Annotated in this window: 8 protein-coding genes and 2 pseudogenes; 7 read left to right on the top strand and 3 right to left on the bottom strand. The window is 68.6% G+C overall.

What is annotated here, in order from left to right; translation table 11 throughout:
* Positions 1–321: 321 nt before the first annotated feature.
* From AC5L38_RS04305 to glnII, 3 genes are all read left to right on the top strand, one after another.
* On the top strand, positions 322–1,842 hold the full coding sequence (locus tag AC5L38_RS04305) for a GMC family oxidoreductase (RefSeq protein WP_495241419.1): 1,521 nt from the start codon (positions 322–324) through the stop codon (positions 1,840–1,842).
* A gap of 445 nt (positions 1,843–2,287) precedes the next feature.
* The gene (gene glsA, locus AC5L38_RS04300) at positions 2,288–3,922 is read left to right on the top strand and encodes a glutaminase A (RefSeq protein WP_495241418.1); all 1,635 of its coding nucleotides are present in this window, start codon (positions 2,288–2,290) and stop codon (positions 3,920–3,922) included.
* A gap of 92 nt (positions 3,923–4,014) precedes the next feature.
* Complete coding sequence (gene glnII / locus AC5L38_RS04295) at positions 4,015–5,034, top strand: glutamine synthetase (protein ID WP_495241417.1); 1,020 nt, start codon at positions 4,015–4,017, stop codon at positions 5,032–5,034.
* A gap of 68 nt (positions 5,035–5,102) precedes the next feature.
* Here the strand turns inward: glnII and AC5L38_RS04290 are convergent.
* Positions 5,103–5,432: pseudogene (locus AC5L38_RS04290) on the bottom strand (IS701 family transposase); the annotation flags it as partial.
* Positions 5,433–5,617: 185 nt separating this feature from the next.
* Here AC5L38_RS04290 and AC5L38_RS04285 point away from each other — a divergent pair.
* Complete coding sequence (locus tag AC5L38_RS04285) at positions 5,618–6,349, top strand: GNAT family N-acetyltransferase (RefSeq protein WP_495241416.1); 732 nt, start codon at positions 5,618–5,620, stop codon at positions 6,347–6,349.
* Between the two features lie 156 nt (positions 6,350–6,505).
* Here AC5L38_RS04285 and AC5L38_RS04280 read toward each other — a convergent pair whose 3' ends face one another.
* Positions 6,506–7,549, bottom strand: coding sequence for a carbohydrate kinase family protein (locus AC5L38_RS04280; protein WP_495241415.1), 1,044 nt, complete (start codon positions 7,547–7,549; stop codon positions 6,506–6,508).
* A 59-nt stretch (positions 7,550–7,608) separates the two neighbouring features.
* On the bottom strand, positions 7,609–8,673 hold the full coding sequence (locus tag AC5L38_RS04275) for a LacI family DNA-binding transcriptional regulator (protein WP_495241414.1): 1,065 nt from the start codon (positions 8,671–8,673) through the stop codon (positions 7,609–7,611).
* A gap of 166 nt (positions 8,674–8,839) precedes the next feature.
* Here AC5L38_RS04275 and AC5L38_RS04270 point away from each other — a divergent pair.
* The 3 genes and pseudogenes from AC5L38_RS04270 to AC5L38_RS04260 all read left to right on the top strand — a co-directional run.
* Positions 8,840–9,010: pseudogene (locus AC5L38_RS04270) on the top strand (IS200/IS605 family transposase); the annotation flags it as partial.
* 40 nt (positions 9,011–9,050) lie between these two features.
* The gene (locus tag AC5L38_RS04265; RefSeq protein ID WP_495241413.1) at positions 9,051–10,235 is read left to right on the top strand and encodes an RNA-guided endonuclease InsQ/TnpB family protein; all 1,185 of its coding nucleotides are present in this window, start codon (positions 9,051–9,053) and stop codon (positions 10,233–10,235) included.
* Between the two features lie 331 nt (positions 10,236–10,566).
* Positions 10,567–11,856, top strand: a complete 1,290-nt coding sequence (locus AC5L38_RS04260) for an ABC transporter ATP-binding protein (protein WP_495241412.1) — start codon at positions 10,567–10,569, stop codon at positions 11,854–11,856.
* Positions 11,857–11,911: the final 55 nt, after the last annotated feature.

Genomic DNA, 11,911 nt, shown 5'->3' with positions numbered 1-11,911 from the left:
CAGCTCGCTCCAGCAGCCGTCGCAGGCGTGGCTATCGCTCTGACCTCCTACTTCCCGCGAGCGGTCCTGTTTGACACCTCCACACATCATGGGCAATATATTGCATACCGGGTTGGTGTAGTGAACCACCGGTGGCGTCAACGGGCGGGTGCTCCGAGCCCGGAGCAACGCCCTTCCCCCCGGGGCCGGCCGATGCGATGGATCGCCGACCCTCAACCCAGCCCCCCGAAGAAAGACAGAGAAGCCTCCGCTGTTCAGACCGCTCTGTGGTCGATCGGAGTGAACCGGACACGGTGAAGGGTAGAGAGAAAGGTATTCGTGGTGAAAAGGTACGACTATATTGTGGTGGGCGCCGGGTCAGCGGGTTGTGTTGTGGCGGCCAGGCTCTCCGAAGACCCGAATACGCGAGTACTGCTCCTCGAAGCAGGCGGACAGGATTCTTCGGAACTCATCCACGTACCGCCGGCGTGGCCTGGGCTGTGGGGCACCGAAGTCGATTGGAATTACAGTACGGAACCGCAGCGCGGCACGGCTGGATCCGTTCACGCGTGGCCGCGCGGGAAGGTGATCGGCGGCTCCAGCAGCATCAACGCGATGGTTTACCTCCGAGGACACCGTGAGGACTTCCACCAGTGGGAGCAGGGAGGCGCTTCAGGCTGGGGCTACGCGGATGTGTTGCCGTACTTTCGCCGTATGGAACACGTGGAGGGGCGTGAGCCGAACTATCGAGGTAGTGGCGGCCCGATACGTCCCAGTACCGCTGTCCATCCGAACCCTCTGTCCTCTGTTTTTCTGGAGGCCGCCGAGGAGTTGCACCACCCGATCACCGCGGACTTCAACGGTTCGGCCCAAGAGGGTGCCGGATGGCATGAACTGACGATTTCCGAAGGCAAGCGGATCAGCACGGCCGGTGCGTATATACACCCGATTGCGGACCGCCCGAATCTCACGATCCTCACCGGCGCGCGGGCGCGTCGCCTCCTCTTTCAAGGGCGGCGACGCTGCGTCGGCGTCGAGTATCAGCGTGACGGGGAGTTGGGCAGCGCAGGGGCCGATGCCGAGGTAATACTCTGCGCGGGTGCGATCGAATCACCGCGGCTGCTTCTGGCGTCCGGTGTCGGGCCGGCCGATCACCTGCGGGAAGTCGGCATCGAGGTAATTCATGACCTCCCCGGGGTGGGAATGAATTTGCACGATCATCCCCTGCTCGGGTACGTCGTGGAGTCCAGTCGGGAGATCCCGCCCGGTACGGCGAACCATGCCGAGGTGTCGATGCTCTGGAGAAGCGATCCAGGGCTCCCTGGGCCGGACATGCAGTTCATGTTCATTCACGTCCCCTTCCACCCGCCTACGGTGCGGGCGCCGGCGAACAGTTACACATTCGGCATCGTTGCCGTTCCGCGGAGCCGTGGTTGGATCAAGCTCGCGAGCGCCGACCCGGATCAGCCGCCATTGATCAACCCGAACTACCTCGATGACGAAGACGACGTACGGCGTCTGCTGCTCGGTCTTGAAAAGGCACGAGAGCTGAACGCGACGAGCGCGTTCGCCGCCTGGCGGAAGAACGATGTCCTTCCCGAGAGCGACATCCGGGATGAGGCGAGACTTCGTGAATTCGTGGCTCGCGGCACCGGGACTTACTACCACCCGGTCGGCAGTTGCAAGATGGGCGTCGACGACATGGCCGTGGTCGACTCTCGACTCGCAGTCCATGGACTGCAAGGTCTGCGCGTGGCCGATGCGTCCGTGATGCCATCCATCGTGTGTGTGAACACCAACGCGGCCACCATCATGATCGGTGAAAGAGCCGCCGACCTGATTCGGGAAGACTCCGCCGCATGACACCGACAGCGGCCTCCGGCGTCGTTCGTCGACGCCGGGGTTCGCGGCCGGTGGAGGGTTGACACCGCAGCCCCGGTGTCGGCGTCGACGACCCCTCACAGGTGCCCCCGGACCGCGCCCTGGAACTGATCGGTGGTTCGGCCCTCGGACCGGTGTTCCGGCCGGCCGACCACTCGAACGGGTTCTCACCGTACGTGCCCAACGAGATGGAACGGTCCATGCGCCCCTCGCACAGGCCCGGCACACCCGTGCGCCCCCCGGGGGACCGGAATTGACCCCCCGTCAGCCGACGTCGATCTCCGGAAGATAGTGCCTTGCATTCCTCATGGCGCGGAATGCTTTTCCCGGACGCCGGGAGAGAGCGCCTCCCGCAGGAGGCCGAAATCCGCCGACGTTCGTGACAGGCTATTGATCTTTTTGTCCACGGAGAATGGAAAGTCAAGTCATGCCCACGGCCAGGAAAGCCGGACCCCGGCTGCACGACACAAATAGCGAACCTTCCCCAGGGCCCGGCGCGAAAGCCGCGGAGGGCGATTCGGGAACCGGGTACTACCACAAGCTCTTCAAGTCGTTCGGTGTCGACGCGGACGGCCGGATCGCCGCTTCGGAGCTGGCCACACGGCTTCGGGAGTCCGGTATCTCGGAAACCGATCCACGGGTCACGGAAATGTGGGCGGCACTACGCCGGGGAATCGACATCGAGGGGCAGTCCCGGATCGACCTGGACCGTTTCATCAGCCTGTGCCAGAAGGGCGGCAGCGTCGTCGCGAAATCCATCAGGGGAGACTTCGTCATACCCGACTTCGCTGCGCTCCAGACGGAGATAGCCGGGATCTACGAAAGCCTGCGGCGCGTCGACGCAGGACATGTCGCCGACTACATTCCGCAACTCGGCCGCGTCGATCCGGAGAATTTCGGGATCGCACTCTGCACGACCGACGGGCAGCGTTTCGCGGTCGGTGACGCGGACACCATGTTTTGCGTGCAGTCGGTGTGCAAGCCGATCAACTACTGCCTGACGCTGGAGGAACACGGCGCGGACGTCGTGCACCGGCACGTGGGTCGGGAGCCCAGCGGCCGCGGCTTCAACGAGCTGACGCTGAACAGTGACGGCCTGCCGCACAACCCGATGATCAACTCCGGCGCCATCATGTCGTGCTCGCTCATCCGTCCGAAGCACGACACAGCCGACCGCTTCGAATACGTCGCCGAGACTTGGCGCAGACTCGCCGGGGGCGGCACCGTCGGCTTCAACAACGCCGTCTACCTCTCCGAGCGCCGCACCGCGGACCGGAACTTCGCCCTGGGCTACTTCATGCGGGAGCACGGCTCCTTCCCCGAGGGCACCGACCTGGTCGAGACGCTGGAGTTCTACTTCCAGTGCTGCTCGATCGAGGTCGACGCACGGTCGCTGTCGGTCGTGGCGGCCGCGCTGGCCAACGGCGGGGTCAACCCGCTCACCGGAGAACGCGTTTTCTCCGCCGACACCGTACGCAAGTGCCTGTCGCTGATGTCCTCGTGCGGGATGTACGACTACTCCGGCGAGTTCGCCTTCACCATCGGGCTGCCGGCCAAGAGCGGCGTCTCCGGCGGTCTGATGATCGTGGTCCCCGGCGTCATGGGCATCTGCGTCTGGTCGCCGCGGCTGGACGCGCTGGGCAACTCCGTGCGCGGTGTCGCCTTCTGCAAGGAACTGGTGGGCCGCTTCAACTTCCACGTCTACGACTCCTTCGCCGCCGGAGAGATCTCCGGCAAGCGCGATCCGCGCCGCGGCAAGAACGAAGAGGAGATCACCTCGACGATGCGCCTGCTGTGGGCGGCCAGCCAGGGCGACCTGGACGACATCCGCATCGCGCTGGCGACGGGGAAGGACCCGAACTCCACCGACTACGACAAGCGGACCGCGCTCCACCTGGCCGCCTCCGAGGGACATCTCGAGGCCGTCCAGTACCTCCTGGACCAAGGCGCTGACCCGAAGATCAACGACCGCTGGGGCGGGACCGCGCGCTCCGACGCCGAACGGGGAGCCCACGAGCGCATCGTGAAGCTCCTCACGCCCAGTCCGGCCGTTGCGGGCTAGCCGCTCCACCCGTCCGTCCGCGGCGGCACGTTCCACCTCCACCACCCACGTCCTGCCGACCCACGGCAGGCCATCCGAAGGAGAAGACACAAGTGGCTTACAAGGCCGAGTACATCTGGATCGACGGTACCGAGCCGACCGCGAAGTTGCGCTCGAAGACCAAGATCCTCGCCGACGGCGCCGAGCCGGGCATCTGGGGCTTCGACGGTTCCAGCACCAACCAGGCCGAGGGCCACGCCTCGGACCGCGTGCTGAAGCCGGTGGCCGTCCACCGGGATCCCATCCGCAACGGTGACGACATCCTCGTGCTGTGCGAGGTCTTCAACATCGACGGCACCCCGCACGAGTCGAACACCCGCGCCCTGCTCCGCCCGGTCGCCGAGAAGTTCGCCGCCCAGGAGCCCCTGTTCGGCATCGAGCAGGAATACACCTTTTTCCAGGGCTCGCGCCCCCTCGGTTTCCCCGAAGGCGGCTTCCCCGCCCCCCAGGGCGGCTACTACTGCGGGGTGGGCGCCGACGAGATCTACGGTCGTGAGATCGTCGAGGCCCATCTGGACAACTGCCTGAAGGCAGGTCTGGGCATCTCGGGCATCAACGCCGAAGTAATGCCCGGCCAGTGGGAGTTCCAGGTCGGCCCGCTCTCCCCGTTGGAGGTCGCCGACCAGCTGTGGATCGCGCGCTGGCTGCTCTACCGCACCGCCGAGGCCTACGGCATCTCCGCGACCTTGGACCCCAAGCCGGTCAAGGGAGACTGGAACGGCGCCGGCGCCCACACCAACTTCTCCACCAACGCCATGCGCGAGGGCTACGACGCGATCATCGAGGCGGCCGAGTCCCTCGGCCGCGACGACAAGCCCCTGAAGCACATCAAGCACTACGGCGTCGGTGTCGAGGACCGCCTCACCGGGGCCCACGAGACCGCCCCCTGGAGCGAGTACAGCTACGGCGTCTCCGACCGCGGCGCCTCGGTCCGCATCCCCTGGCAGGTCGAAGTCGACAAGAAGGGCTACATCGAAGACCGCCGCCCCAACGCCAACGTCGACCCCTACACCGTCACCCGCCTCATCGTCGACACCTGCTGCACCGCCCTGGAAAGGGCCGACCTCCTCTGAGGACGGCCGTGACGGACCGGCGTGCCCGGCTCCGAATCAGGCGCGCCGGTCCGTCCCTCATGGATCCCGATCGCACTCGTGTCGCCGGCGATCGGTATCCCCTCGGCGCGACCCGGATGCGACAGTACATGGGAGCGGACTTCGTCGCGCAGGGCGTTGACGTCCCATTTCGCGCGGTCCAGCAGGTGCTCGAACCGGTGGGCGGTGCGATGGCCGATGTGGTCGGCCGGCTGCCGGGAGTTCTTACGCGGCACGTCGGCCGACAGGGCGCGCACCAGGTCGGTGAAGGTCTGTCGCGGCTCGGGGCGGGTCGACAGGGGGTCGGCGATGCGCGCCGTCAGCGCCGTCGGTTCCGCATCCCAGCACAAGACGCGATCGTAGGTCAGAGCGTACGTCACGCACCGCCGATGACCCGACCACATCCCGTGGCGGAGCCAAACGAATCAAGACCTACGAATGTAGTACCTGTATGTGAACTTTATATACATATAGCACTGTGTGTCGTTATGCATACAGCGGGACAGCACCTCCCTCTAACGTCTGAGACGTTCGAGTACGGCACTGAAACAGGGGGAAGCACCTCATGTCCTTCATGCGCATCCGCACCACCGTCGACAGGCGGCCCGGCCACCTCGCCTCCTTCGCGTCCGCCCTGACCCGGCGTGGCGGTGGAACCATCGGCCTGTTCGTCCGGTCCGGCACCGGGAGCGAGGCGCACGCGTCCGCGGCCGGGATCTCCGCCGCGGCCGGCGACGTCGAGGCCGCCCGCGCCGCCGCCTTCGCCCGCCGCACCCGGTCCCCGGCAGGACCGGCCGTCGGCGAGCGCGCCCTGTGCCTGACGGACGGCACCGAGGTCCTCGTCCGCGCCCTGACGCCCGTTTCCGAGGAAGCGGTCCGTGGCCTGCACGAGCGCTGCACCCCGGACTCGCGCTGGTTCCGCTACTTCACCGCCATGCCGGTCCTGCCCCGGCGCATGTTCGACCGGCTCTGCGACCGCGACCGGGGTGAGTCCGTCATCGCCTGCCACGACGGCCAGGTCCGCGCCATGGCCAACCTCATGTACTGCGCCGACCCCGGCACGGCCGAGCTCGCCCTCCTCGTCGAGGACGACTGGCAGGGGCGCGGCCTGGGCGCCGAGCTCGCCCGCGTTCTCGTCGGCGTCGCCCGCGACCGCGGTCTCACCGAGGTCCACGCCGTCATTCTGTGGAACAACCAGCGCATGCGCCGCCTCATGGTCGGCCTCGGCTCCACCGTCGGCCCCACCGACGACCCCGGGGTCGTCGAGGCTCGCCTGCCTCTCGCCGCCACGGTCTGACCATGGTGCGGCCGCGCGCGGCGCGCGATTCCGCCTGACGCCGCCCTCCACGCGTCATAGCGACGGCCTACCAGGGCCGCGGACCACCGCGCAGGCGAATCCCGCTGATCTCAACCCCGTACAGGCCCCAGCCTCCGCGCCCCGGTGCCGGCGCGGTCAGCGGGCGAGGAGGTCCGGCGCGGTGATGGGGTTCTCGTGGGTGCCCGCCGACGTGCAGGCGTGGGCTCCGGCGACGGCGCCGAGAGGGATGGAGTCGTCGAGGGAGCGCCCGGAGAGCAGCCCGTACAGGACCCCCGAGACGAACGCGTCGCCCGCGCCGTTGCTGTCGACCACCGGTCCCGGGAGGGGTGCGGCGGGGAAGCCGCGGAAGCCGTCCGCGTCCAGGACGCGGCAGCCCTCGGCGCCCTCCGTGCAGACCACGGCCCTCGCCCTGCCGCGCGCCAGAATGTCGCGCATGACCTCGTCGCGGCGCGGGCCGAGTGCGGTGGCCGACAGGAATACCAGGTCGGAGGAGTAGGCGAAGTCCCTGTGGTGGTCGTTCTCACCGTCCCAGTCGTGCAGGTCGGTGGAGACGGACCCGCCGCCCGCGACGATCCCGGCGACCGGTTCGTGCCCGGTGACCCGCCCGGGTCCGGTGCTCGGGGCGGATCCGGTGCCCGGGTCGGGGCTGATGCTCGGCGCTGCGCCGCTGGCCGGGCCGGGTCCGATGCTCGGCGCTGCGCCGTTGGCCGGGCCGGGGGCGGTGCGCAGGTCGGGGTAGACGTGCCGGGAGAAGTCGGTGATCGACACGTGGACGTGCCGGGCCGCGCGGACCGCGTCCAGGTAGAGCTCCCTGGGCAGCCGCTCGCCCGGCGCCGCACGCGGGTCGAACAGCGAGGTGCGCCGCCCGTCCGGGCCGACGAGCAGAATGCTGCGCCGGGTCCCCTGCGGCGCGAGCGCCCAGCCGGTGTCCACCCCCCGCTCCGCGAAGTGGGCCCGGATGAACCGGCCCTGCGGGTCGTCGCCGATCAGGTCGACCAGCTTGACCCTCAGCCCGAGCGCGTGGCAGCCGAGGGCGACACCGCTGCCGGTGTTGCCGATCCGGTCGACCACCGGCGGGACCGCGTAGGTGTCGGCGTACGGCAGAGGGAGCGCGGGCACGTAGGCGGTGGTGTCGACCCCGGTGCCGCCGATGACGACGACGTCGTGACCTGTGTTCATTCGAAATCTCCCGGAAGCGTGGAGACCCAGGGCTCCGGCCGCCCGGCCGGACGCCCGCCCTAGCGGCTGACCAGGGGGCCGGAGCCGGTCGAGCGGCGGACGACGAGCTCGGGCTGGAACATCAGCTCGACGTGTTTGGCGCGGACCCCGTTGATCTCCTCCAGGAGGGTCGCCACCGCCGCCGAGGCCATCGCGCCGATGGGCTTGCGCACGGTGGTGAGCGGCGGGTCGGTGAACGCGATCAGCGGCGAGTCGTCGAACCCCACCACCGACACCTCCACCGGGACCGACAACCCGCGGTCGCGGCAGGCCCGGATCGCGCCCAGCGCCATCAGATCGGACGCGCACACGATTCCCGTGCATCCCCGCGCCAGCAACTGCGCCGCGGCTGCCTGGCCGCCCTCCACCGAGAACAGCGAGTGCGAGATCAGCTCGTCGGTGTCGGTGACGCCGAGCAGCTGGGACATGGCCTGCCGGTAGCCCTCGATCTTCCTGATCACCGGTACGAACCGGCGCGGCCCCACGGCCAGGCCGATGCGCTCGTGTCCCAGGTCGACCAGGTGCTGCACGGCCAGCCGGGCCGCGGCCCGGTCGTCCGGGGAGATGAAGGGGGCCTCGACGCGCTCGCTGTAGCCGTCGAGCAGGACGATCGGCAGCCCGCGCTCGATCAGGCGCGTGTAACGGTCCATCTTCGCCGTGGTGTCGGCGTGCAGTCCGGAGACGAAGACGATGCCGCTGACCCCGCGGTCCATCAGGAGTTCGGTGAACTCGTCCTCGGGGGCGCCCCCGGGCAGCTGGGTGCAGAGCACCGGGGTGTAGCCGTGCTGGGTCAGCGCCTTCTCGATGGCCTGGGCGAAGGCCGGGAAGATCGGGTTGTCCAGCTCCGGGGTGACCAGGCCGACCAGGCCGTTGCTGCGCTGGCGCAATCGCTGCGGGCGCTCGTACCCCATCAGGTCGAGAGCCGTCAGCACCGCCTGCCGGGTCGACTGCGACACGCTGGGCTTGCCGTTGAGCACCCGGCTGACGGTGGCCTCGCTCACCCCGGCCTGCGCGGCGATGTCGGCCAGCCGGATCGTCGTCCCGTCGGAGCGGAAACGTGAGGTCTGCGCGAGCTCACCGTCCATCAGATCCTCCCGAAGGGACCGTCGCCTTTGGGCGACGGGGGAGTCGGGAGCGGGGGGCCGTCAAGGCCCGAGCGTGGCCTGGCCGGTCAGGTCTGCGCATGGGGGGATCTCCGATCGTCGCGCGTTAGATGGACGGTGCTGTCATATTGATGGCGTGACTCGTCAGGTGCGCACCTGCCCCGGCGCGGCGTACGACCTCGGGTACCACGTGGTGTGGTGCCCGAAGTATCGCCGCCCGGTTCTTGGTGGGCGGGTCAAGGGTCGCTTTGGGGAGTTGATTCGCGCCAAGGCCGACGAGCACGGCCGACAGCTCGTGGCGCTGGAGGTGATGCCCGAATCGAGACCCGATACGAGCACCCCCACCGGTGGGGGTGCTGGTGCGCAGGTCGTTTAAGTTCCTGCTGCGTCCGACCGTCCACCAGCAGGTCGCGCTCACCGCGTGCCTGGATGACCACCGCGCCCTGTACAACGCCGCGCTGGAGCACCGCCGCACCGCCTACCGCAAGGCAGGCGTGACGGTCCGCTACGGCGAGCAGTCGGCCGACCTCAAGCACATCCGCGCCGACGACGCCGACGGTCAGGGCCGGTGGTCGTTCTCCTCCCAGCAGGCCACCCTGCGCCGCCTGGACACGGCGTTCGCCGCGTTCTTCGCCCGCCTCCAGGCCGGGCGCACACCGGGTTACCCGCGTTTCAAGGGCCAGGGCCGGTTCGACACGGTGACCTGGCCCAAGGACGGCGACGGCTGCCGGTGGGACTCCCAGCGCGAACACCCGTCCGCGACGTTCGTCCGCCTCCAGGGCGTCGGGCATGTACGCGTTCACCAGCACCGCGCGGTGCGTGGCATCGTGAAGACGATCAGCGTGAAACGTGAAGGTTCGCGCTGGTATGTGATCCTCGCCTGCGACGACGTACCCGCCGAGGCCCTGCCCGCCACGGGCGCCACCGTCGGGATCGACCTGGGAGTGGCGTCGCTGGTCACCACCAGCGACAGAGACCACCTGGACAACCCGCGCCACCTGGCCGCCTCCGCAGAGCGCCTCGCCGTCGCGCAGCGGGACCTGGCGGGCAAAAAGCGGGGCTCTGCGCGGCGCCGCAGGGCCGTGGCGCGGGTCGCGGCTCTGCACAGCAAGGTGCGCCGTCAACGCCTCGACGGCGCGCACAAGGCGGCCCTGCGCCTGGTTCGCGGCTACGACGTCATCGCCTACGAGGACCTGCGGATCGCCAACATGACCCGCTCGGCGTCCGGCACCGTGGAGGCACCCGGCACGAACGTGGCGCAGAAGTCCGGCCTGAACCGCAGCATCCTGGACGCGGGTTGGGGGGTGTTCCTGACGATCCTGTCGCACAAGGCTGAAAGCGCCGGTCGAGAGCTGATCGCGGTGAACCCCGCCAACACCTCCCGCACGTGCGCCGCCTGCGGCCACGTCGCGAAGGAGAACCGCGTCACCCAAGCCGGGTTCCATTGTCAGCGGTGCGCTCATACGGCGCACGCCGACGTCAACGCAGCGATCAACATCCTGCGGGCAGGGCTTGCCCTTCGCGACGTCGCGCAAGCGGCTTAACGAGAAGCCGCTCCCTTCAGGGAGCGGAGGAGTCACCAAGCAGTCACCCCACCATGCGATTCAACCAGGCGCGAACCGATCGGCATCCGGCTCCCTCTATGAAATTCGTTTCTGCAACTTTTCGCAAACTGTAACATTTCAACCTTCCTGCCGGCACTCCAGTAAAGGTTCGATGTCACGACTCACCGTCACATCGAGAAACGGGGAAGTAACCATTAGATGAGCAATTTCTAACGACATCTATGGACACACGGGCAAGTGTCGCGATGTACTACCTCATCAATCACACGGCTGGGATCCGGGCGGGGGCGTCCGGGAGGAACGAGCGCGCATGAGTACCGTCGTCCTCGACAACGTGAGCAAGGTATACCCGGGCGGATACCTCGCGGTCGACCGCATGAGCCTGCGCGCGGAAAACGGGGAGTTTCTCGTACTCCTGGGCCCCTCCGGCTGCGGCAAGTCCACCCTGCTCCGGATGATCGCGGGTCTGGAGGAGGTCACCGACGGGGACCTGTGGCTGGGCGGCACGCTCGCCAACGAGCTCGCCCCCCGCGACCGCGACGTGGCCATGGTGTTCCAGAACGGCGCGCTCTATCCGCACCGGACCGTACGCGGCAACATCGCCTTCCCCCTGGAGATCGCGAAGGCCGACCCCGCGATGGTCAGGGAGCGCGTGACGGAGCTGTCCAAGGCGCTGCACATCGACGAGACGCTGGAACGCCGCCCTGGAACGCTCTCCGGTGGCCAGCGCCAGCGCGTGGCGATGGGCCGCGCGATCGTCCGCCAGCCCTCGCTCTTCCTGATGGACGAGCCGCTCTCCAACCTGGACGCGGGCATGCGCACCGAGCTCCGGATGGAGATCTCGTCGCTGGTCCGCTCCCTCGGGGTGACCACGATCTACGTGACGCACGACCAGGTCGAGGCCCTGACGCTGGCCGACCGGATCGCCATCATGAACCGCGGCGTCCTGCAGGACGTCGGCACTCCCGGCCAGGTCTACAACGACCCCGCGACCGCCTTCACCGCGGCCTTCCTCAGCTCCCAGCAGATCAACCTGCTCGCGGCCACCGTCCGCACCCCGCAGAACCAGTTCATCCTGCTGGACTTCGGCCCGCACCAGATCATGATTCCCTGGACCGATCCCAGGGCCTACGTCATCTCCCAGCACGTGGGCCGCCAGATCATCGTCGGCCTGCGCCCCGACTGCCTGGCCCCGGTCCCCGACAGCTTCGAGGGGCCGACCTTCCTGGGCCGCGTCCGCGCCCTGGAGTACCACGGCCACGAGTGGCTCGCCTACGTCGAGAGCGGGCTGACCTCCGTGGCCGTGCCCGAGCCCCCCGACCCCCGGCACAAGGCCAACGGCCTGGGCGCCCCCCTCGTCGGCGGCCGGGTCCGCTCGGTCCTGCGGCGGCTCATGCCCGGCATCCCCTTCGACGAGGACGCCGAGCCGCAGCAGGCGCAGGAGCAGGTCAGCGGCAACCACCGCCGGGCCGACCTCATCGTCCGCCTGGGCTCCCGCCCGGTCTGGCGGGCCGGGGAGTCCGCCCGGGTGGGGGTCGACGTCACCCGCCTCATGCTCTTCACGATGGACGGCGCCCGCATCGACCCGCCGCAGCGCTGACGCGGCACGGGCCGGGAACCTGTCGTCAGGGCGGGAAGCCTGTCGTACGGAACCG

The organism is Streptosporangium nanhuense, from assembly GCF_059358815.1.
This window is presented reverse-complemented; position numbering and strand designations above follow the sequence as displayed.

Excerpts from the sequence above, each read along its gene's own strand:
- glsA (WP_495241418.1), top strand. The coding sequence starts at position 2,288 with ATGCCCACGGCCAGGAAAGCCGGACCCCGGCTGCACGACACAAATAGC.
- AC5L38_RS04285 (WP_495241416.1), top strand. The coding sequence starts at position 5,618 with ATGTCCTTCATGCGCATCCGCACCACCGTCGACAGGCGGCCCGGCCAC.
- AC5L38_RS04280 (WP_495241415.1), bottom strand. The coding sequence starts at position 7,549 with ATGAACACAGGTCACGACGTCGTCGTCATCGGCGGCACCGGGGTCGAC.
- AC5L38_RS04275 (WP_495241414.1), bottom strand. The coding sequence starts at position 8,673 with ATGGACGGTGAGCTCGCGCAGACCTCACGTTTCCGCTCCGACGGGACG.
- AC5L38_RS04260 (WP_495241412.1), top strand. The coding sequence starts at position 10,567 with ATGAGTACCGTCGTCCTCGACAACGTGAGCAAGGTATACCCGGGCGGA.